Source organism: Paraglaciecola sp. MB-3u-78, assembly GCF_002835935.1.
GTDB lineage: Bacteria > Pseudomonadota > Gammaproteobacteria > Enterobacterales > Alteromonadaceae > Paraglaciecola.
This window is the reverse complement of sequence record NZ_PJCF01000004.1, coordinates 320,950-345,027: the sequence shown is the minus strand read 5'-3', so window position 1 is coordinate 345,027 and position 24,078 is coordinate 320,950. Positions and strand designations below refer to the sequence as shown.

Genomic DNA, 24,078 nt, shown 5'->3' with positions numbered 1-24,078 from the left:
ATACGTTTTTCCATCACTGAGTTAGGTCGTATGAAAAGAGACGATTACAGGGTAGATAACCCCAGTGAATCTCGACACACACGACTTGATTATCGGCGACACTACACAGAATACAATAATCAACAATACTAAAACGACAAGAGGGTAAACTTAACAAGTTGAAGCGGTTTTTTTTACATAATACCAACACAATGAACATCATTATTTTTTACAACCAAATACCCTATCCAACCTACCTCTCATCAAGTCCATCCTAGCTTGTTTAGATTGTGTAAATCCCTCAGTGAAATATTGTTAGCCCATAAGTAAACATTTTGTTAACAAAAAACACAGCTCAGCCATGACTTTGGCAGATACGGGTAACCACAGGTTTTTAATGCCATCAAATATTTCCAATGAAGCACCAAGTGAGATGAACTCTCCCACAGCAACATCCGCAAAACCAGACATGTTAATCAGCATCTTGGCTCGTATGACAATGGAAGAAAAAATTGGCCAAATGAGTCAGTATTTTGGCCATGGGGAGCCTATATCGGAACATCTGGTTCAGTCAATTCGCCAAGGCCGAGTGGGCTCAGTTATCAATGAAGTCAGACTGCACACTGTGAATGAATTGCAACGTCTGGCGGTGGAAGAAAGTAGACTAGGCATTCCCCTCTTGATCGGTCGTGATGTAATACATGGTTTTAACACCATATTTCCTATTCCATTAGGACAAGCAGCTAGCTGGTGTGCTGAAACCGTTAAACAATGTGCCCATATCAGTGCATTAGAGGCTGCCACTGCGGGTGTCAATTGGACCTTTGCTCCGATGATCGATATTAGCCGCGACCCTCGTTGGGGTAGAATTGCGGAAAGTTTAGGTGAAGATCCTTATCTATGTTCAGTCTTAGGCGTTGCCATGTTGCAAGGTTTTCAAGGTGACGAATTACGCAAAAATGGCAGCATTGCCGCCTGCGCAAAACATTTTGCTGGATACGGTGCAGGTGAAAGTGGTCGTGACTACAGCACCACCAATATTCCAGAAAATGAACTGCGTAACGTCTATCTCCCCCCTTTTAAAGCAGCCGCTGACGCGGGTGTTGCCACTTTCATGTCAGCCTTTAGTGATCTGAATGGTGTGCCTGCGTCAGGTAATAAGTGGCTAATGACTGAGATATTGCGAGAAGAATGGGATTACAAAGGTTTTGTGGTCAGCGATTGGGAGTCAATCCAACAGTTAACGACTCACGGCTTCAGTAAAGATAACAAAAATGCAGCTTACGAGGCTTCAAATTCCGGGATTGACATGGAAATGGTCAGCTCCACATATCTTGATCACTTGCCAGAACTTATAGCAGAAGGCCGCATAGACATTCAACAAATAGACTCTGCAGTCAACAAAATATTGCAGCTAAAATGGCAACTCGGCTTATTCGATTCTCCTTATACAGATGCAAGCTTGTTACCCACGCCTCTTAACTCACAACATTTACAGATCGCTAAAGACGCCGCAATCAAAAGCTGTGTATTACTCAAAAATGATAAAAACATACTGCCACTGTCAACAGAATCATTGCACTGTGTCGCCATTATTGGACCTTTGGCTGATGATCCTTATGAACAACTTGGTACTTGGATATTTGATGGTGACTCCCAGCATAGTCAAACCTGTTTAACCGCGATTGAACAAGAATTGTCAGGTAAGGCCAATATTAACTATGTGAAGACTATGGAAACATCTCGCAGCTACGATCAGACTAATTTTAAACAGGCAGTTGAGTCGGCTGCGGCGGCGGATGTAGCCCTGTTGATTTTAGGTGAAGAGTCTATCTTATCAGGCGAGGCCCATTGCCGGGCTGAAATTGGTTTGCCCGGTTGCCAAGAGCAGTTAATCGACCGGATTGCAGCAACAGGTACACCTATTGTGTTAGTGATCATGGCCGGTAGACCTTTAACAATAGAAACGGTCTTGCCTAAGGTGGCAGCGGTTTTGTTTGCTTGGCATCCAGGCACAATGGGCGGACCAGCCATCTCGGACTTATTATTTGGCAAAGCCTTCCCCTCTGGAAAATTGCCCGTTACTTTCCCCAGAAAAATAGGACAGGTCCCTATTTACTACGCACAAAAACATTCTGGTAAGCCAGCCACAGAAGCGGCTTTTGTACATATGGATGATATACCGGTGCATTCACCACAAACATCACTCGGTATGGCAGCCACTCATTTAGACACTCACTTTAGTCCCTTATTTCCATTTGGATTTGGCCTTGCATACACCCAATTTAGTTACCGAAATCTTGAGCTTAGTCACACAACATTACATATAGGCGAGACATTAACGGTTCGCGTGTTGTTGACTAACACCGGCGACACAGACGGCGAAGAAATAGCACAATTGTATATTCGCGATCTTGTGGGTAGTGTGACTCGCCCAGTCAAAGAGTTAAAAGATTTTAAGCGTATAAAGCTGGCTGCGGGTACAAGTAAATGGGTCACATTTGAACTGAGTACGGATAAACTTGCATTTTATGACAGGAATATGCAACTCAAAACAGAAACAGGTCAATTTCATCTTTGGTTAGGGGGCTGTTCACAAAGTGGGATGCAGGGTGAGTTTGAGATAACTGATGATTAAAAAGCGCAAAGAGACTGCACTAGACAATAGAGTAAACACTTTATTAAGCATCATGACACTTGAACAAAAGGTGGGTCAAATGACCCAGGCTGAACGGACGACCTGTTCACCAGAGCAGGCGAAACAATTTCATATTGGTTCAATATTAAGCAGTGCAGGCTCTTGTCCTGGTAACAACCAATTGCAAGACTGGGTAGAAATGAATGACGCCTATTGGAGAGCATCAACCGAAAAAGACGATGACCATTTGGGTATTCCTATCCTCTATGGACTAGATGCCGTACATGGGAACAACAATGTCAAAGGCGCAACAGTATTCCCACACAATATCGGTTTAGGCGCAGCTAATGATACTCAACTCATTAAAAAAATTGCCCAAGTCACAGCAAAAGAAGTGCTTGCCACAGGCGTTGACTGGACATTCGCACCCAACCTAGCCGTGGCTCGTGATTACCACTGGGGCAGAAATTACGAAAGTTTTTCTGAAGACCCCGCGAAAATAAGTAACTTCGCCACCAAGATAGTACAAGGATTGCAAGGCGTCTTATCCGAGGCCAATGTCATGGCTTGCGCAAAACATTTTGTAGGCGACGGGGGCACGCATCATGGTATTGACCATGGTGATACACGATTAAGCTTTGAAGCACTGCACTCTTTGCATATCCAACCATTCGAAGCCGCCATCAAAGCCGGTGTATTAAGTGTGATGGTATCTTTTAGTAGTGTGAATGGTGACAAGTGTCACGGCCATAAATTATTATTGGTAGACACTTTAAAAGAAAAAATGGGATTTGAAGGAATTTTGATCTCAGATATGCAGGGCATTGATTACCTAGAAGACGATTTTTATCTAGCTGTAGCGCAAGGTGTTAACGCTGGCATTGATATGTTTATGGTCCCAAGAAACTGGCCGTTTTTTATTGAACATTTGCTCAGCCATATTGAGTTAGGCACAGTGCCTATAAGCAGAATTGATGACGCAGTGCGTCGTATTTTATCGGTGAAGTGCGCGTTTGGTTTATTTGAGAAGCCCCGCCCTACCCTCAGGAAATGGTCAAATCACCCTTCATTTGGCAGCGATAAACATCGCCAAGTGGCGCGTAAAGCGGTCAGAAAATCCTTAGTCTTATTAAAAAACACCAATAAGATCCTACCGCTTAAAAAACATACCCGGATTTTAGTCGCAGGAAAGAATGCCCATAATATTGGCCATCAATGCGGTGGTTTTACGATCACTTGGCAAGGGGTGACTGGTAATGAAGAAATAATAGGCGCCACATCAATTTGGCAAGGCATTAAACAAGTCGCCACTAATACGCAGCTCAGTGTCAATGGTGATGGCTTAGAAGCAACATCTGATATGCATGATGTTGCCATAGTGGTAATTGGCGAAAAACCGTATGCTGAGGGCATTGGCGATATTCGAGTCGACGATAAAATCATTACAGAAGCAGGTTCTCAAATTAATGGGCAAGTGAAAATATTGCCGGCTAGTGGTCACTCTCTTGAACTCAACAAGTTGTATCCAGAAGACTTACAGACTATTAAAAACATCACCGACAAAGGTGTGCCTGTGATCGCTATTTTAGTCTCTGGCAGACCGCTTATTATTGAACAAGAACTAGCCACATCGAGTGCTTTTATAGCAGCATGGCTACCCGGTTCTGAAGGTCAAGGTATCAGTGATGTGTTATTCGGTGATTATGATTTTACTGGCAAACTGTCCTTTAGCTGGCCTCAATTATCACAACCTAAAGTGAATAAGGGCGATAAAGACTACAACCCGTTATTTCCTTATGGATTTGGTCTAAAACACTCTTAAAACCATCTAAATATAATCTTTGCGCTGGGCTTAGAGTTTAAAACCATATGACTGATACCGATGCTGTTTAATGAAATTCATATGAATATTTTTCAACTCTCCAATAAAGCTTCAAAACAGTTTTCATCCATTATCAGTTATTCAAATGAGAATAAATCACCCGTAACGTATTGTTTAACGAACGTTGAACCGTCGGCCATGAGATTGAAATGTTATCAACAAGGCCTTGTCGACAGTCAGCTTCTAATCTTGTCACCACATCAGTCAAGGCCTCAGAATTCACTTTATTAGCCACGAGTACCAACTTACGGGCGCCCCGTAAAATAGAAGTCACATCGTCTTCATCCACGGCATTATCCGTTTCTTTAATGACGTTTTCCAATTCATCCATCAGCTCATTTAAGGCAACAGGTAAAGGTTTAGTCACATTTTGATTTTGTAAATAGGGCAATAAATCGAACCAAACTGCTGGGTTATCTGGCATGACTATTTTTGCGATTTCAGATGGCGCTTTATTTTCTTGCACGGTTTGCTGCTCTATGGCTTGTTGCAGTTCTTCTTTATGTGCCGTCAGTAAAGCGTTCTCTTGTTCAGCTAGTTTCGCCTGATTCGACTCCAACTCTTGTTTCGCTTCCTGAAGAGCACTTTCTTTATCATTTAACTGTGATTGACTGTTGTGTAAATCCTGTTCTAATTTTTGTAACTGCTGTGCTAAATCCGCATGATCACTATGTTGGTCACTCAAACTTTCTTTACTGTTGGAGTATTCTTGTTGTACTGCTTGTAATTGCTCGGTTAATTGAGCCTGCTTTTCCTCTAAAGAATGAATACTCTGCTCACTACCCTGCAAACTTTGCTGTTGCTGTTCGAGCTGCTCTTGTAGTTTACGTTCATGCTCTTCTTGTTGTTGGATACGTTGTTGTAACTGCTGTGCTTGGTCACGGGCTTGATTGAGTTCATTTTGCAGCTTTTGTTCGCCCGATTGGGTTACTGATACTTGTGACTCTGCTTGTTGAAGTTGTTCTAAGTTCCCTTCAAGCTTCTGTTGCATTTGAATATTTTGCTTTTCAGCTTCAATCAAGGCCTGTTGTAATTGTACTTTTTGTTGTTCAATTTCTGCATGATGTTTACGCCATTGTTCATCACTGCCTTCGATCATTTCTTTTTGTTTCACCGCTCGGCTTTCTACATCGGTGAGCTCAACAGTCAATTGTTCAAGTTTCTGTTGTTGTTCTAGGTGAGCAAGTTTTTCAGCATCGGCTTGGCGCTTAATGTCATCCAAATTACCTTGGGTATTTTGTAATTGCTGACGCTTAGCTTCGACTTCGTCTTGCAATGCTTGTTGTTGTTTTTGCCAATCTTGGTCGCTTTGGGCTATTTTCTGTTGCTGCTGTGTACTTTGTTGCTCCATTTCTGCAAGCTCATTTTGCAGTTTTTCGAACAAGGCTAGTTGTTGTTCTTTCTCCGCTCTTTCTGCTGCCTTTTCTGCTTCGGTTTGCTGTTTAGTCTGTGACAATAATTGCTCGGTTTGTTGCAACTGTTCTTGTTTAGCAATTAACTCTTGTTGCACTTTCTGCTGCTGTAATTGCCATTCTTCATCACTTTTTGCCATTTGCTGTTGCTGCTGAACATTGCGAGATTCCATTTCACTTAGCTCATGTTGTAATTTTTCGAACAAGGTGTGTTGTTGTTTTTTCTCTGCTTCGGTTTGCTCTTTGGCTTGGCTTAAGTTCTGCTCCGTTTCCTGAAGCTGCTGTTGTTTGGCTTTGAGCTCTTGTTGCATGTTTTCTTGTTGTTGCTGATATTCGCCATCTCTTAGGGCTATTTGCTGTTGCTGTTGTGTATTGCGCTGCTCCACTTCAGAGAGTTCTAATTGTAATTTTTCGAACTGGGCTAGTTGTTGCTCTTTATCCGCTTTTTCCGTTTCACTTTGTTCTTTAGCTTGTTGTAAGGTGCGTTCGGTGTCTTGCAATTGCTGCTGTTTAGCGGCTAATTCTTGTTGAATTTGTTGTTGTTGTGCTTGCCACTCATGTTCAGTTTCTGTCATTTTCTGCTGTTGTTGCTGGCTATGATGTTCCATCTCAGACAGTTCTTGTTGCAATACTTCTAATTGATTTTGCTGTTGCTCTTTAGCCACCTTCTCTTGTTCTGCGGCTTGTTTAGTTTCATCTAAAGCTTGTTGAGTTTCTTGCAACTGTTGCTGTTTGGCCTCTAACTCTTGCACCAACTGGCTTTGTTGTTGCTGCATATCGCCTTTTTGTTGATTCGACATTTCTTCAATTTTTTGCATTTCATTTTGCAAATGCTCAACATGACGCATTTTATTGGATAACTCTGACTCGGCTATTTTATAAGTCTGCTCAAGGTTTCTGCGCTGTTCCTCCGCTTGTTCACTCGCCTTACGTTGATTCACCAATAACTGACGAAGTTTTTCACTGGTATTGCCAGAACTCGTCAACTCAGACTGAAGTGAATTGATTTGTCCGCCCACTTCATTAATCTGCAGATCTTTTTGATCAATGGACTGTTTAAGCCCATCAATTTCTGCCACAAAATCATCCATTTTTGTTTGTTGGCTGTGTTGTTCCTGTTTTAAATTCTCAGCATTACGTTCACTTTTAATTAGCTCTTGTTGAGCCGTTTTATATTTTTTCTCACTGTGTTGTAGCGCATCTGAAATTTGATTTCGCTGGGCCTGTAACCCCGTCACTTTAGCCGTGGACTCTTCTAATTGAGTGCTTAATTCACTGTTAACATTTTGCGCCTCACTTAGCTGAGAACGACTCTGATTATAATCCTCTTGAAGCTCTTGTAGATTATCAGTGACACTTTGATGAGCCTGTTGTAAATCGCTGAATTCACTTTGTTTTTCAGATAAATCGTCTTGAGCAGCTTGTAATCTTGTTTCTGTGTCGGCTAAATTTTTCACTTTAGTGGCCAGCTGATCTTGGCTACTTTGTAAAAGTTGTTGTTTTTCTGCGACTTCTTTCTCGGCAGCTTGATGTAAATTCATCGCCTCAACACGTGCTTCATCCGCTAATTGTAAATCTCTAAAATCAGTCCAAATACATAGGATTGAATCGAAATCTTGGCCTTTATACATAGGCACATAAGTCGCTTGGCAGGGTAAAGAGACCTGCCCCACTTTATGCTCCCATTGTAATGATTTGGCCTGTCCATCCAATTTAACTTTGGTTAAATGTCTTTCCAGTTCTTCGGATGCTTGTTGGTCTAGGTTTAACTCAGGAGCAAAAGGGGTACTACCAAATAACTCATGCTCATCTTCTACATTAAAAAATGCGCAAGCGGCGGGGTTCAATTTGCTAAAGCCAGTTTCACTCAAAATAGCCATTGGCATACTGCTATGTTGCAACAACCCGTCAAACTTATCTTGATGGAACTGCTCTTTAGTGCGGTCTGAAATCCAGCACAAGTATTCTTGTTTTTCTTTATTTAATAAATCGACGTGTAACTCACTGGGATGTAATTCGTCATTTTTACCTTTTAAGTGTGCCGCAAAACCGCGCAATCTTCCGGTCTGATGAATTTGTTTAGCTGCCTTACCTGCATTACTCGAGTCGTTAAACAACTGATAAAAAGTGTCTTTTTTCAACTCTCTTTCACTTAAACCTAATCTGTCAGTCATAGCGATATTGGCTCTAATGATGCGGTCTTCGGCATCAATAGTCGCTACGGCTATAGGTGCTAAGTCCAAAATAGTAATAAAATGTTTTCGCTCTAGTTCAAGCTGTTGTTTGGTATGTTTAAGCTCAGTCACATCTTGAATGACACCGACTACACCGGCGCGTTTTTTATTTTTATCTGCAAAAAACTTTAACTTTAATTTAAGTGTGTGTATCACCTCATCAGCAAGCTGCAGCTCGAACTCTTTATCGTGACCGGCATTCACAGAACTAAAATTGGCACTATTTTCTACATGCAGTCGACTGAGTTCAGCTGGCAATAGGTCTAATTCTTGTATACTTTTGTGCTCTATTTTTGACAGTTTTTGTTTAAACATCGTCTCAAAAGCTGAGTTACAATCAACAAATTTACCCTGTGTATCCAGCAAATAAACTGGACTAGGACTGGTGGCTAACAAAGTTTTAACTTTTTGCTGGCTAACCAGTAGAAGACTTTTTTGCTGCTCCAGCTCTGACAGGTTTTGAACAAAAAAATCTAAACACGTGGTTTCGCCATTCGCATTTTTTTTCCTACTTAGCCCAATAAATTTTAAGGGAATAGTGTTCCGGTCTTGGGCTTCTTTGGGCTCACTGCCTTGACTCTCTGTGTGGTTTTTATTTAATTGTAAAAACTCAAAACAGCTATCCATTTGATGCTGTTTCTTACTTGTTTCTAGGGCCTGCTCCCACTCAAACACCGCTTTGTTGTTAAGCATTTTTTTTAATTGATTGAGCTCTCCGCTCAAAGGTGCAGTGGCTAACAACAAATCGGCAAATAGCTGATCTGAGGTAAAAGTATTGTCATCAAAGTTGATACTGAGCTGAGCTAAGCCGCTTTGTTGTAATCCTTGATTTAAGCTGTTTAAGTGTGAAGACTGCTGATTTATTTGATGCTGATAATTGCTCACATCAGCAAGAGAAATGACACTGGCTATACCATGATTGATATCGGACTGTTTACTGAATCCTAATTGTAAATGACGTTTACTAGCTGACACATAAGTTTGCAGTGGCACATATTGATTAGAGGTTAAAGCCGCGCTTATTGATTCTTGCACCTCATTATCAAACATCTCAATAAGAGGTCTATTCATTAACTTTTCTTCTTTACTACCCAGAAAAAATGCAGCGACTCGATTTGCAAAAATAATCTCACCGGCCTGATTGATATGCAACATGCCAACTTTGAAGTCGTTGAGTAAGGATTGTTTGTCTGCTAATTCAGTGTGGTGTTTGTTTTGTTCTTTACGGGAGCGACCCAGTTGCAATTTTATGAAAATAACAAACAATAATAAAAAAACAAACACAGCAGCTAACGCCATTAATCCAATTTTCATGGTGTCAGGGCTTTGTTCAAGTATTAGATCGAGTACTTTTTGGCTAAATGCAAAACACCCAGGACTGACTAATACTGAAATAATGCATAAAACCTTTAAAAACATACTGTTCCAAACACGGGGAGTCATTGCACACTTTCCTTATAAACTAACAACAAGTATCAGAATATAGCAGTGATATACACTTAAATAGTAGTGTTGGCGCAACAAAGTATGCAGATTAATACCTAGGAATGCTTCAAATTGACCCCATCACTGTTTTTTGAACATATCAGTTGCATCGATTAGGTTTGCTTCTGCTAAAAAAGGCAGGGGTCGTCGCTTAAATTAAATAGGATGACTTTGAATAGTCAGCACTCTGACAACCATTAAGAATAGAGCTTAACCAAATTTGACAGAGAGCTATGTGCCTAGGCTGTGTGAAAACTCCAACGGCCAAATTAATCCTGTACTGCTGCGTGAAATGTAAGTCTGGTTTGGTTAGAAAACTTGGTCAGATTTTAATGTAGAGCACATATTCACATGAAATTTTATTCAAATGATGGTTTAAAAATAGTTTTCACAGTTTGGGCCGTTAGTTGCCTTTTTTAGAATAGAGTAAAAAGTCTATTCTATGCTCATTCTTGCCATTGCACCTGTGAACCAGAGTGATAATTTAGTAGTGAAAACAGATTTCATTGAAGTTAAAAGCTGTGGTGGTTATTGGCATCTTTGCCACTTAATTTGGTTGCTACCCTTTAGTATCTTTTTGACATGTTTAACTTTTAATTCAATAGGTAAGAGATTTTTACGGCTACTAATAATTCTTTTATAATAAAATATACCAATCAAAGCTTACGTTAATATTTAATCAAAAAAACCATACCAAGTCGCTAGAGCTTACCACCCCTGACTAAAGGGCTGAAGCTTTGAAGTGAACACATACTTGTCGCCTCGATACACGCTTCGAGTATATTCAAGAGGGGGGGGTATTGTCAGGTAAAAAGGTGTAACGCTCAATACGCAGCACAGGACCGCCTTCTTTGATTGATAGTAACCCCGCTTCAGTGAGTGAGGCAATGGAAGCCGTTACCTTTTGGTCACCATGATTAGGGGAACAATGGTTGGTTTGCAGAGCATGATAAAGTGAATCCGTTAAGGTGTCTAAATCAGGTAAAAATTGGGCAGGTATAATCGTATTTTCGATACCCATGGGCATATCGTTAGACAGGCGTACCCGAGATAAACGACATACTTGAGAGCCGGTTGATAACTTTAGAGCAGATGCTTCTTCTGATGTGGCTTGTGCAATCATTTTAATCAGCCAAATAGAGCTAGGATAAACACCCAAGGTACGCATTTCATCGGTAAAACCTGATAGGTCTTCTCCTTTATGCTCGATGCGCTCGCTGATAAAAGTACCTGAACATTGCTTGCGAAATAATAACCCCTCCATGATGAGTTGATCGATAGCTTTGCGAACGGTGACACGTGATGCTTTGGTTGTTTCGCATAAGATACGGATAAAGAACAAACCAAAGCAAAATATGGCCCAAGACGTTCGTTGAAGTTTAGTACAGAAAACCCAACGGGAACCGTCGAAGTATCTACCGTACACGGGCGAATTGAGGTGAGTAATAAATATTAAGACAGAATAAACGCAATAAACAGCCCGTTTTTAAGCGGGCTTTCTTCCTAAGAACTTATTTTAAAAGTTTACGACCTCTTTTGATGCAGTCAGCTGAAGGATTCCAAAACCAACCTTTAGGATCCCACGCGCGGCCATGGGTTAAAAATATACAATTCGAATACATTTTTTTTGCTAACTCAATTTCATTAGTTTCTTCTAAGGAACGAGCCTTAACCCAAAGCGCTAGTGAAACATCATTTAATAAATAGTTGTCATGTATTTCCTTTTTTTCACTTTCAGTAAATTTCCCCAAGGGTGGCGCTTTTACTTTTTTATTATTAAAGGTACTTTGAAGCTTAACTGCTCCTGAAGCCCATTGGTTAAAACAAGCATCAACTGTTTTTATAGCTTCTTTGTATTTTTTTTCAGTATATAGTTCAATAGAAGTATTAGCCCAATATGCGGAATCTCCTAGAGCAGGGTCCTTCGAGATACAAGGGTTTAGTTCAGGCGCTGCATTCTGTGCCATTGCTTGGAATTGAATTAGTAGCAATGAGCCTGTCAGTATTAATATCTTGGTGATAAAAGAAATTACTTTCATAATTTAGTTTCCATAATCCTAATCGGTAATCGAGTCTTTGATTAAAGCTAACTTGGGGTGATCTAAACAAGTCATTTACGTTGTAACGGACTTTTATCGAGTTTATTAGGGCAATAATTCGACGACTTAGTCATTTTTTGTATTCAGATGACTACGTATCTTTTGGATCACCAACGGATGTTCATTAGACACATCGCTGTGTCTATCCCTTCGGGCAGCATGCGCTGTGCAAATCGGCTTTCCTGCCGATTTGTCTATGCTCGCTATAACCTCGCACCACGCATTGCTCACAGGTTTCTATTTCTATCCCAAAGTGCGACAACCCGTTTAAGTCTTTGCGCCCAGGTCATCGATTGGTGTTTGTGTGCCTGTGTTTTTTCCTGCTCTGCCGGCAATGCTTGTTTAGCCTTATTTCGTTTTGCCGGCGTTATTGTCACGCGGTGTCGACTGTTTGTTATAGCCTGCTTTTTAGTGATATGTGTGGCAAGTGTGCGATAGACAATACTCAGTACTTTTCCCATGATCTGAGGATAGCTGGCAAACAAAAATCTAAGTTGAAAAGGGAAGCTCAATACCCATTGCCTAATGGGCTCATGGGGCAACACATCATCAACTAGCAAGACGGCGCTTTCTGCCATTCGCCGCGCACCGCAGTTGGGTCTGGCAGACCACGACTAAAATCCTCTGCGTGATGACGTGTAGGATGCACTAATGCCGCGGGCGCATGGATGCGCAGGAGCGGCCAACTGAATGCAACCAGGTGCTCATGATGACAATCTTCACAACGTACTCGCAAAAAGCCATATTCCAAACGAGTTACTTCACAAACCGTACTTTTAGTTTTTTTACAAGCAATCAACCATCAGATATACACTTCCAAGAAGCATCTGGATGCCAAGTCGCCACCCATTCTGGAATGTTTTCCGCGGGCATCGGTCTAGCGATACCATACCCTTGAGCCTGTTCGCAGCCTAATTTCAGCAAAAGCTCACCATGAGCAATGGTTTCGACACCTTCAGCAATCACTTGACGTTGGAAGGCTTTTGCTAATCCAATAACGCCTTCTACAATAGCTAGATCATCTGGGTCATCCAGCATATCGCACACAAAGCTTTGATCGATCTTTAAAATATGAGCGGGTAGCCGTTTAAGATAGGTGAGCGATGAATAACCCGTACCAAAATCATCTAAAGCAAAATGGACACCTAATCGTTGACAGGCGAGCATACGTTCGGACGTTTTAATAATATCTTCTAACGCACTGGTTTCCAAAATCTCCAATTCTAGCATTTCAGGAGAAACGTCTGGATGATCCGCAAGATGTTCTGATAAACGGACCACAAAATCATCCTGTTGTAATTGTAGTGCACCTATATTGATACTCACCGGCAAACTAAGCCCTGTAACTTGCCAGCTACTTATTTGTGACAATGCGGTCTTGATTACCCAATTACCTATTTCTATACTCAGCGAATTATTCTCTATAACAGGCAAAAACACCCCCGGTGGAACTAAACCACGTTGTGGATCTTGCCAGCGAATGAGGGCTTCAGTGCCTATTACTACACCTGTTTTCATATTCACTTTTGGTTGATAATAAAGCACAAACTGATCTTTATTCAGTGCCTTGCGAATCTGCTCTATATTTTCATGTTTAGTTTTAAGGGCCACATCATATTCAACATCAAACCAATGATAGCAATTTCTTCCTGCTTGCTTAGCAGCATACATGGCTTGATCAGCATGGCGCACAAGCTGATCAGCATCAGAGAAATCTTTTGGATAGAGTGTGATGCCAATGCTGACAGAGACTTGCAGTATAATATTATTCACATTGATAGGATTCGATGCTAATTCTAATAGGCGCGCCATTATAATTTCACAATCATTGTCATCTTCTAGATCCGTTAATAGTACAACAAATTCATCGCCGCCAATTCGCGCCAAGGTATCACCATCACGTAGGGCTTTACTCATCTCATGGGAAATACTTATAAGCAATTCATCACCTACCTTATGACCATGGGTATCATTTACGTCTTTAAACCCGTCCAAATCTAGGAAAGCAACGGCTAATGATTGCTTGCGTCGTTTACTCTGTGATATTGCTTTAGCAAGACGATCTGCAAGTAATACACGATTTGGCAGTCCAGTAAGCATGTCATAATGAGCGATATGCTCTAGTTGTCCTTGGTGTTTTTTCATTACAGTGATATCGGTAGACAAGGCAACATAGTTTTGAATAACGCCGTTATTATTCAAAACAGCACTTATCGTTTTCATCTCGGCAATAATTTCACCATTTTTATGGCGATTCCAGAGCTCCCCTGACCAATAACCTTTTATAGTCAAGTCACGCCACATGTCAGCATAGAACTCTGGCGACTGCATACCTGATTGCAGTATTCGTGGATTTTGTCCTATTAATTCTTCGCGTGAATAGCCGGTCATTCGAGTGACAGCATCATTCACTTCTATGATATTGGCAGAAATATCGGTAATTATGACGCCTTCACGAGCATGAGTGATAATGTCAGCAGATAATTGCAGCTTATCCTCAATGCGTTTACGCTCTGTGATGTCGACAGAGATACCGCATAGGCCATAAATTGTGCCGTCCTCATTATGCAGTGGCAGTTTTGTCGATTCAAATATTGTTGTCTGCCCTGTTTCTACGGCCTTATTGGTTTCTTCTGTTTTTAATATTTCACCGTCTTGTAATACTTTACGATCATTGCGGCGAAGATTATCAACCGTAGCAACATCAAAAAATTTCTCATCGCCAGAACCAATAATATCTTCCATTTTGACCTGCCACAATTCACAGATGGGACGATTGGCGAATAGATAATGTCCATCCATGTCTTTAAGATAAATAAAGGCATCAACACCATCAAGAATGGTGCGGTATTTTTTCTCATTATCGCGGACTTGTTGCTCTGCTAACGCTAGTGAATTTAGCATTTTATTCATGCTATTTCCCAGCGTGAGAATTTCATCGGCTCCCACTAATACATTGGCACGAGCAACAGTATTTCCTGCCTGTATCTGATCTGCCACACCGACAAGCATCTTCATCCCAGAGCTCAATCGCCTAGCGATCAGTAATGCAGCAAATAATGATGCTACAAAAGCAAATAAAACAAAGCTGATGTTACGCCATATTACACTACGTAAATCGGCATTTTCTTGAATACGTGACTGTGAGACCCTAGCCCAACCAATTACCCGATCACCAAACCTGACGGGAACGGCAATATCAACAAGAGAAGAGTTCTCTCTCATGATCACTACTTTATTTGAAGTATTAAGCAAAGAAAGGCTCGCGTCATCGGCCATATACAATCCAACTTTATTTGGATCAGTATGCGCCAGCACTCTACCTTTCGGAGAAATAATTATGGCATATTGCAATGCAGAATGACTTTGTAACGAGCGTACGACTTCTTGCAACCCGATAACATCATTCGCCAGCACCCAAGAGCGTGAACCTACTGCGAGCGTTTTAGCCAAGCTAGTCGTGTTTTTGAGACTATTACCATAAAGAGAATTTCGTTCAGCTAGGCTAATATAGAGGGCAAAGCTAGCAATCAACAAAGAGAAACCAAACACAAAGGTCAATACAATCTGCCCTTTTAATGACCAATGTATTGGGTTCTTAGATGAGAAAATCTTCACTTTTGTATTTCATCCAAATGTCGAACCGTCTTATCGAACATCTGCAAAAAATTACCAATGATCTGATAACGCTGCTCATTCGCTAATTCAAAGCGAGATAGCGGCATACGATCAAGTATAAGTCGCCCTTCTTCAGTAGTATGAAGCGTATTGAGTAGTTCCGCTACACGCTGAGCAACTTCTTCTGGCACATCGTCTCTAACTACAACCCCATTATTCAACATTGGTTCAGTTTCCCATTTCACTTCCAACTCACCTGCCTTATCAGGCTGTTCCTGTTGGAATATCTCCCATGGCAAAGGCCAGGTCGCGCCGGCAGCAACATCACCTAAATAAACATTCATAATAGATGATTCCTGTGATCCAACATACACATTCTCGATGTCATGTTTCACATCTAGACCATGGGTATATAAATAATATTGCGGCATAATGGTGGCTGCTAATGCTGTGCGTGCTGGGTACGATATCTTCTTACCTTTAAGATCACTCACTTGTTTAATATCACTATCACGTCGAACCAAAATAATGCCCGTAAACTTGTGATCATCTCCCATCTTAGCAATGACATGATAACCATATTGCAAGGAGTTCAATGTTTGGTAGGGATTCGGCAAAGCAAAATCGGGGACTCGTGCATACAACTTCTTATCAAATTCACCATAATTACGAGAAGCTTCAAGACGTAATGTGGCAGCAGGAATATTACGGTCAAGATAATCAATCAACGGACCATAGATAATAAATAGACGCTGGGGGTTATGTAGTGGATGAATAGCAAAGATGTATTCTTTTTCAATCAGAGGGGGTTGTGAAGTAAATTGAGGCTCGGTACCCGTATTGTCGTCAGTCTGACCACACGAGGACAATATTACTATTATAAGGAACAGAAAAAAGTTATTCATTAAAATTCCCAATTAAACATTGACTTGGCATTGCAAGAATAGTCACCGTTTGGGCTGGCTAATGTGTAAATATCAGGCGTTAGATAAATGATGCCTCATATTTTCCGTATTTACCTGTCTTTTATATCCTTGAGGGAGTGAACGTCGGCTATTTTCGTCTATTAATCAACTGTTTTCACAGCCTGAGCTCAAGACGACTGTCAGATTAAGCCGAAGCTTATCCCAAAAACTGTAAGATCGAATGTAACCTACTACAGATGACTTTACTCTGGTTACATCTTAAAGCAACTGGGTTTAAGAACGAATATGCGCTTATACCTCAACTTAATCTTCACCAATCAACAAAACTTGTTTATCTAACTTATCCAACACATTCATTAATTCTCGGTGTTCACTCGCGTCCAATACACCAATAAGTTGCCTTTCCCATTGCAGCGCTTTAGGTGCAATTTTTTGATACAGCGCCTTGCCTTGACTAGTTAACGATAGGTAAGCGGCGCGGTTATCTTTTTTGTCGGTTTGTCTTATTAAATAATGTTTGGTTTCTAAGGTTTTCACAGCCCTCGATACTTTAGATTTATCCATAGAAGTAAGGTCCCCAATATCCTTGGCATATAGTTTATTTTGCTGCGCTAACTGGGCCAATACTCGCCATTCTGGAATAGTGATATCAAATTCTTGTTTATATATTTTTGATAATGCCAAGCTTATATTTGCCGCCAAATGAACCATTCTGTAGGGAACAAACTGATTAAGTTGCACAGCAGCTACGTTTACCTCTTTCATATCTTGTCTCCAACCTGTGCCGCGTAAAGAATAAAATACAGCACAGTCAAACTGAATAAAGGTTGATAATAACAGCAATATAGTTTCATGTGAGAGTATATATAAAAATACATTAAACGGAGTAAGCCAATGACTAAGCCAAATGATATTTGTTATTCCAATGGGTTTAATAATGAACATGAATCTGAAGCCTTGATCGGCGCCTTGCCTATTGGCCAGTTTAATCCACAAAAGTGTACTTACGGCTTGTATGCGGAACAATTTAGTACAACAGCCTTTACTGCCCCTAGACATGAAAATCGCCGCACATGGATGTATCGTATTCGACCATCCATCAGCATGGGCGACTATTCACCTTTTGATAAAGGTTTGCTACGCACAGCTCCCTTGAGCGGCCCCCCTTGCCCACCCAATGTTATGCGCTGGGACGCACAGCCTATTTCAGAAACGCCTGCTGATTTTATTGATGGACTCACCACTGTCGCCGCCAATGGTGATGCAAAAACCCATATAGGCATAGGCATCCATCTTTATTCAGCGAATAAGGGGATGGAAAATCGTTATTTTTGCAATGCAGATGGCGAGTTAATGTTTGTGCCACAGCAAGGTGAATTAGTCGCCCGCACAGAGTTAGGATTACTCAAAGTAAAACCTGGTGAGATAATGGTTATTCCTCGTGGCATAAAGTTTCAAATAGAACCTATGGATGAACCCATCCTTGGCTATCTCTGTGAAAACTACGGTGCACCTTTTACCTTGCCAGAAAGAGGGCCTGTGGGAGCTAACGGATTTGCTAATCAACGTGACTTTCAGTATCCAACGGCTTGGTTTGAAGACAAAGAACAAGCCAGTTCTTTAGTCACGAAATTCTGTGGTGAGTTGTATCAAGCAGATTTAGGTCACAGCCCACTGGATGTGGTGGCGTGGGTGGGTAATAGTGCTCCCTACAAGTACGATTTGTCCCGTTTTAATGTCATCAATACGGTGAGTTTTGATCATCCAGACCCCTCCATATTTACGGTACTTACATCTCCATCAGATACCCAAGGTACCGCCAATATGGACTTTGTTATTTTTCCTCCACGGTGGATGGTGGCTGAAAACACCTTTAGGCCACCTTGGTATCATCGTAATGTGATGAGTGAATTTATGGGGTTGATTCGTGGTGTCTATGACGCAAAAGAAAAAGGCTTTGATCCTGGCGGTATGAGTTTGCATAACTGCATGACACCTCATGGGCCCGAAGCAGGGGTATTTGAAAAAGCCTCAAGTGGTGAACTGACTCCACAAAAATATGAGAATACTTTGGCGTTTATGTTTGAGTCTAGGTATGTGATTGCGCCCACAGAATATGCGTTAAACTCAACCACAAGACAAAAAGATTATCTTGGGTGTTGGGGTAATCTACAAAAATATTTTGACGGCAAGGCTTAAGAGCAGCCTAAAGCCACGAGCTGCGAGCTAGAAGCTAGGAGCTAAAAACGCTCGAATCTCGAAGCTCAAAGCTCGAAACTCGAAGCTCAAAGCTCGAAGTTCGTAGCTCGTAGCTCGTAGCTCGTAGCTCGTAGCTCGAAACTAAAATAATTGAGAGAAAAAATATGTTAATGATCAATGAAACACACGATGTCAAACTCACCAGTTGGGTGACTAGTGCGAATACCAATAGTGATTTTCCTATTCAGAACTTACCTTTTGCCATATTTAAACGCAAAGGACAGAGTGAGGCTTTTAGAGGTGGCGTAGCGATTGGCGATCAGGTACTTGATTTAGCCGCTTTGGCTAATGCCAATATTTTTTCTGGTAGTGTTCAGTTGGCATTACAAGCTGCCAGTCAATCAACCTTAAACGCGTTAATGGACTTGGGTGCTCACACTAATTCAGCCCTGAGGTTAGCTTTATCAAAAGCATTACGAAGCGATTCAGAACTGCAAAGCGAATTAACTGCGGCCCTGATTAGCCAACAAGAAATAGAATTGGGTATGCCTTGCCATATTGGCGATTACACTGATTTTTATACATCCATTTATCACGCTACTGCTATAGGAAAATTGTTCCGCCCAGATAACCCATTATTACCTAACTATAAATGGATACCGATTGGTTATCATGGCCGTTCTTCTACCATTGGCATCTCTGGCCAAAAGTTTCACCGTCCAGTAGGGCAAACCAAGGGACCTGATGCCACAGAGCCTAGTTTTGGACCCTGTAAACGTTTAGATTACGAATTAGAAATGGGCTTGTTTGTAGGTAAAAGCACCCAAATGGGCGAACTTATAAACATCGAAAACGCCGAGAAACATCTGTTTGGAGTGTGTATTTTTAATGACTGGTCTGCCCGGGATATTCAAGCGTGGGAATACCAGCCATTAGGGCCATTTTTAGCTAAAAGTTTTGCCTCGACTATTTCACCGTGGATAGTCACCATGGAAGCCTTAGCCCCCTATCGCACTGATTTTACTCGACCAGAAACAGATCCACAGCCTTTGCCTCACTTAAGTAGCGAACAGAATAGTCAATATGGAGGCCTAGATATCGACCTAAGCTGTTTTATTCAGACCCAAGCTATGCGTGATAACAAGCAACCAATGACACAACTATCAGCGTCCAACTTTAAATATTCTTATTGGACCCCGGCGCAATTGATAACTCATCACGCGAGCAATGGTTGTGCCATGCGTTCTGGTGATTTATTAGGTTCAGGCACTCAGTCAGGACCAACATTTGCAGAGGCCGGTTCGTTACTTGAATTAAGTAAAGGTGGCAAATCACCTGTCGACCTACCCAATGGCGAAAAACGCACATTCTTAGAAGATGGTGACAGTATTATTATGCGTGCATCATGCAGTAAACAAGGCGCTGCTAGAATTGGTTTTGGAGAAGTAGTGGCAACCGTTTTGCCTGTTAATGTATAGGCCCTAACCATGAAATTATACAGTTACTATCGCTCATCTGCCGCTTACCGAGTCAGAATAGCCTTAAACCTAAAGCAGATTGAGCATAGTATCGAACCGGTCAATCTGCTAAAAAAAGAACATAAAAGCACTGAATACTTAACGAAACAACCACAAGGGTTAGTGCCATGTTTAGAAACCGATACAGGGCAATTTTTAGCTCAATCAGGTGCTATTTTGAGTTACTTAGATGCTTTATATCCTAACTCTACATTAATACTGCCTGATCCCTTTCAGGCAGCAAAAATGCAAAGTTTTGTGGATATGATTGCTTGTGACATCCACCCTATCTGTAATTTACGGATACTCAATTATCTTACCGAAGAACTGAAAGTGGATAGCGAGCAAAAATTAATTTGGTATCGACACTGGATAGTCATAGGGTTTGAAGCATTGGAAACCCTATTAGATAAAACACAATACTGTTTTGGCGAACAGCCTACCCTCGCAGATGTTTATTTAATCCCTCAGGTCTACAACGCGCTGCGATTTGAGGTTGATATGACGTCATATCCAAAAATCATGAATGCCTACCAAAACTGTAATCAACTGGACGCATTCATGATAGCCAAGCCAGAAAATCAGCAAGACGCAATCTAACAAACCAACCCTTTATTGAGTTGATAAAATTTCGCAGAAAGCTCTATTTTGGTTCTAGATGACAATTAAGTGATCATCAAAAATATGAAAAGAACAGCTCGCCTGATGCACTTATGATAATGTTAATTTAATTACATTATATCCATCAGGTTAACTATGCCATTACCATTTTCACTGCTTGACCTAGCACCTATTGCTGAAGGTTCAAGTATTGCCGACGCACTTGAGAACTCCCGTAATCTGGCGATACAGGCAGAACAATCTGGTTACAACCGAGTTTGGTTAGCAGAGCATCATGGCATGTTTGGCGTGGCTAGCTCTGCAACAGCCGTGGTGTTGGGGCATATTGCCGCCGCCACATCTAAAATTAGAATTGGTTCCGGTGGCGTGATGTTACCAAACCATTCTCCTTTAGTGATTGCAGAACAATTTGGCACTCTTGCGACCTTGTTTCCGGATAGAGTGGACTTAGGTTTAGGGCGTGCGCCTGGAACAGATATGGCAACGGCTAGAGCTTTAAGGCGTAATCTTAGTTCTGATGTCGATAATTACCCTGAAGAGATCCGCGAACTACAACATTATTTAGCCGCACCGCAAGCTGGGCAAAATATAGTAGCCGTACCTGGTGCGAATACACACATCCCCATTTGGTTGTTAGGATCAAGTTTGTACAGTGCCAAACTAGCGGGTCAATTTGGACTGCCCTACTCTTTTGCTTCTCACTTTGCTCCGGATCAACTGTTCGACGCAATCAGCCTTTATCGCTCGAGTTTTCAAGCATCAGAACAATCTCAAAAGCCTTATATGATGGCTGGACTGATGGCGGTGGTTGCCGATACTGACGAAGAAGCCAAATATCTATTTACCTCAGTACAACAGCAATTTATGAACATGCGTAAAGGGGCAAATCGCCCTTTTACCAGACCAGTAGATGATATATCGACTATATGTACTCCAGCAGACCAGGCAATGTTGTCGAATATCTTACGTTACGCCATGGTGGGCTCAAAACAGACAGTCACCGATAAACTAAGCAAATTCATTGAAGCCACAAACGTAGACGAAGTCATAGTGTCAATGCCAATACATAATATGCAAGCACGCCTAAAAAGCGTACAGTTGCTAGCTGAAACAGGCCTAATGAAGGCCTGCTAATATTTAGGATGGAAATTAATAAACAAAGTTCTCAAAACTCGCGCGATGACTATCCACTATTTCCACAGATACAAAAGCGCTGTTTAATCTCAATATTTCATAGGTAATTCGTTCAGGCATATCATCTCTATGTTTCCCTACAACAATGCGCAGGCCTAGATACCTAATGTTTAATGTTTAATGTTTAAACTATTGACTAACAACTCTATTCCTTCAGCAAACTTATTTTCATTCATTCCTGCAAATCCCAAACGTATAAAACCATCTCGGTCGTTATTCTTATCGAAGCAGAACTGCTTTTCGTGTTGGATATAGATACCCAGTGCTTGACACTTATTGGCTAACCACTCAGCGCTGGGGGTACCTATAATATTATCCGAGCTATGATTCAACTTCACCCAAAGAGCCATACCGCCATCAGGAATATCAAATTCAAAACAGGGGTATTGTTTTAGTACCAAAACAGCATGGTCTCTGCGCTGCAGATTGACCCGAGTTGTTCGCCTTAAATGCCGTTCAAAACCACCGTCTGTCATCCATTTAGCTAATGCAGCTTGCATTAATGCATATTAACATCCAACCCGATCACCTAATAACATTGATGCCGATCACCTAATAACATCCATCCCGATCACTCAATAACATCGAAGCCGATCACTTTTTGGTTAAAATGTTATTCAGTGACCGGCTTAATGTTATTGCCCAACTTTTACTCTTTTTTGTCTGTCCAGTAGGTGTTTTTAACCGTTATTCTTTTCATTTTTGATGGTGAGAATAACTATGCCAATGGCACCTATTTCAATGCGTAAGTTAAAAGAGATTTTAAGACTCAAATACGGCTGTTTGCTCAGCCATCGAAAAATAGCCAAAAGCTTATCTGTTTCAGCGTCAATCGTGTCTATTTATGCCATTCGTGCCACCTCTCTTGGGATCACTAGTTGGCCGCTTGATGAAAAATGGAATGATGAGACGCTTCAACGAGCATTCTTCAAAACCAAACCTAAGAGCAAGGGCTACATCATCCCTAATTGGTCTGTCGTCCAGCAAGAGCTGAGGCCGAAAACGATGACATTGCAGTTATTGTGGGAAGAATATGGTGAGCGGTATCCAGAAGGTTTTTACAGCTACAACCACTTCTGTCGTCTATATAAAACATGGCTAACATGTCAAAAACCGTCCATGCGTCAAAACCATAAAGCAGGTGAAAAACTGTTTGTTGATTATTGTGGACCCACTATGAATATTGTGGACTCAACAACGGGTGAATGCCGCACAGCACAGGTTTTTGTGGCAGTCATGGGCGCATCTAACTACACCTTTGCAGAGGCTACGTTTAGCCAAAAACTCGAAGACTGGGTGATGAGTCATGCACGATGCTTTGAATTTCTGGGTGGCGTACCTGAATTGGTCATCCCAGATAACTTAAAAAGTGCCGTGACAAAAGCGTGTCGTTACGAGCCGGATCTGAACCCAACCTACCAACAACTCGCCGCCCATTACGATACCGTTATCGTGCCTGCCAGACCTTATAAACCCAAGGATAAATCGAAAGCTGAGGTGGGTGTTCAAATCGTTGAACGTTGGATAATGGCGCGACTTCGCAAGGAAAGCTTTTTTAGCTTGCGACAGTTAAATCTAAAAATACAGACACTTTTAACCGATTTGAATCAAAGGCAAATGAAAAAGCATCCAGGCTCAAGGCTATCCCAATTTGAAGCGATAGATAAACCCGCACTGAAACCTTTGCCGTCACAACCTTATCGCTACACCTTAGTGAAACAGGTCAAAGTGCATATTGATTATCACATCGAGATTGAAAAACATTACTACTCGGTGCCACACGCCTTGATCAAGAAAAAGCTAGAAGCACATGCTACGGGGCAACTGGTCACACTTTATCATCAAGGGGTACAAGTGGCCGTTCATCCAAGATCATACCGCGTGGGAGGTCACAGCACCCTGGATATCCATATGCCCATCGCCCATCAAAAACAGCAGCAATGGACCCCCGAACGATTTGAAAGTTGGGCCAGAAAATTCGGAAAATCAACCGAGCAATTTGTCATTCAACTCATGCAAACCAAAAAACACCCCGAGCAAAGTTACCGTGCCTGTATGGGCATATTGAGTTTAGGAAAAAAGTTCACAGACAAACGACTTGAAGCCGCCTGCTACCGAGCGTTAGCAACAGGTGTTACGCGAGTAAACCAAGTGAAAGCTATCTTAGAGAAAGGGTTAGATAGCCAACCTCTACCGGAAAAACAGCTGGATCTTTTAAGTGAGATAGACCATCAAAATATCCGTGGCAATCATTATTACCACTAATAAAACCTA

The 24,078-nt window shown here is 41.5% G+C and carries 14 protein-coding genes and 1 pseudogene; 7 read left to right on the top strand and 8 right to left on the bottom strand.

The genetic code is table 11. The annotated features are described in order from the left end of the window. Window positions 1-376: 376 nt before the first annotated feature. Window positions 377-2,617, top strand: coding sequence for a beta-glucosidase BglX (bglX, locus tag CXF95_RS08360; RefSeq protein WP_101198746.1), 2,241 nt, complete (start codon window positions 377-379; stop codon window positions 2,615-2,617). Next, window positions 2,610-4,439, top strand: a complete 1,830-nt coding sequence (locus CXF95_RS08355) for a glycoside hydrolase family 3 protein (protein WP_101198255.1) — start codon at window positions 2,610-2,612, stop codon at window positions 4,437-4,439. The genes bglX and CXF95_RS08355 overlap by 8 nt, the downstream gene beginning before the upstream one ends. A 133-nt stretch (window positions 4,440-4,572) precedes the next feature. On the opposite strand, the gene CXF95_RS08350 is transcribed toward CXF95_RS08355, so the two are convergent. The 7 genes and pseudogenes from CXF95_RS08350 to CXF95_RS08315 all read right to left on the bottom strand — a co-directional run bounded on the left by CXF95_RS08350 (window position 4,573) and on the right by CXF95_RS08315 (window position 17,038). Then, window positions 4,573-9,588: a PAS domain-containing protein gene (locus CXF95_RS08350; protein ID WP_198556528.1), complete on the bottom strand. Its 5,016-nt coding sequence runs from the start codon at window positions 9,586-9,588 to the stop codon at window positions 4,573-4,575. A gap of 826 nt (window positions 9,589-10,414) precedes the next feature. After that, a complete protein-coding gene (locus CXF95_RS08345) occupies window positions 10,415-10,972 on the bottom strand; it encodes a GntR family transcriptional regulator (RefSeq protein ID WP_232787723.1) in 558 nt (185 codons plus the stop codon). Between the two features lie 169 nt (window positions 10,973-11,141). Next, window positions 11,142-11,669, bottom strand: a complete 528-nt coding sequence (locus tag CXF95_RS08340; RefSeq protein ID WP_101198254.1) for a hypothetical protein — start codon at window positions 11,667-11,669, stop codon at window positions 11,142-11,144. Between the two features lie 419 nt (window positions 11,670-12,088). Beyond that, a pseudogene (locus tag CXF95_RS29930) lies at window positions 12,089-12,483 on the bottom strand (hypothetical protein); the annotation flags it as partial. Window positions 12,484-12,524: 41 nt separating this feature from the next. Next, on the bottom strand, window positions 12,525-15,347 hold the full coding sequence (locus CXF95_RS08325; protein ID WP_101198252.1) for an EAL domain-containing protein: 2,823 nt from the start codon (window positions 15,345-15,347) through the stop codon (window positions 12,525-12,527). After that, window positions 15,344-16,216, bottom strand: a complete 873-nt coding sequence (locus tag CXF95_RS08320; RefSeq protein ID WP_198556527.1) for a phosphate/phosphite/phosphonate ABC transporter substrate-binding protein — start codon at window positions 16,214-16,216, stop codon at window positions 15,344-15,346. The genes CXF95_RS08325 and CXF95_RS08320 overlap by 4 nt, the downstream gene beginning before the upstream one ends. Before the next feature lie 360 nt (window positions 16,217-16,576). Continuing rightward, a complete protein-coding gene (locus CXF95_RS08315; RefSeq protein ID WP_101198744.1) occupies window positions 16,577-17,038 on the bottom strand; it encodes a MarR family winged helix-turn-helix transcriptional regulator in 462 nt (153 codons plus the stop codon). A gap of 129 nt (window positions 17,039-17,167) precedes the next feature. Here CXF95_RS08315 and hmgA point away from each other — a divergent pair, with 129 nt between their 5' ends. From hmgA to CXF95_RS08290, 4 genes are all read left to right on the top strand, one after another. Next, window positions 17,168-18,472 carry a homogentisate 1,2-dioxygenase gene (hmgA, locus tag CXF95_RS08310; protein WP_101198250.1) on the top strand — a complete coding sequence of 435 codons (1,305 nt, stop codon included), beginning with the start codon at window positions 17,168-17,170 and terminating at the stop codon, window positions 18,470-18,472. A gap of 164 nt (window positions 18,473-18,636) precedes the next feature. After that, window positions 18,637-19,950: a fumarylacetoacetase gene (fahA, locus tag CXF95_RS08300; RefSeq protein ID WP_101198249.1), complete on the top strand. Its 1,314-nt coding sequence runs from the start codon at window positions 18,637-18,639 to the stop codon at window positions 19,948-19,950. Between the two features lie 9 nt (window positions 19,951-19,959). Then, window positions 19,960-20,589: a maleylacetoacetate isomerase gene (gene maiA / locus CXF95_RS08295; protein ID WP_101198248.1), complete on the top strand. Its 630-nt coding sequence runs from the start codon at window positions 19,960-19,962 to the stop codon at window positions 20,587-20,589. Between the two features lie 156 nt (window positions 20,590-20,745). Further along, on the top strand, window positions 20,746-21,744 hold the full coding sequence (locus CXF95_RS08290; RefSeq protein ID WP_101198247.1) for an LLM class flavin-dependent oxidoreductase: 999 nt from the start codon (window positions 20,746-20,748) through the stop codon (window positions 21,742-21,744). A 170-nt stretch (window positions 21,745-21,914) separates the two neighbouring features. Here the strand turns inward: CXF95_RS08290 and CXF95_RS08285 are convergent, their stop codons facing one another. Beyond that, window positions 21,915-22,304 (bottom strand): aminotransferase class I/II-fold pyridoxal phosphate-dependent enzyme, encoded by a 390-nt coding sequence (locus tag CXF95_RS08285; RefSeq protein WP_198556526.1) that lies wholly within the window; start codon window positions 22,302-22,304, stop codon window positions 21,915-21,917. A 220-nt stretch (window positions 22,305-22,524) separates the two neighbouring features. Here CXF95_RS08285 and istA point away from each other — a divergent pair, with 220 nt between their 5' ends. After that, window positions 22,525-24,069 (top strand): IS21 family transposase, encoded by a 1,545-nt coding sequence (istA, locus tag CXF95_RS08280; RefSeq protein WP_101198246.1) that lies wholly within the window; start codon window positions 22,525-22,527, stop codon window positions 24,067-24,069. Window positions 24,070-24,078 lie beyond the last annotated feature (9 nt).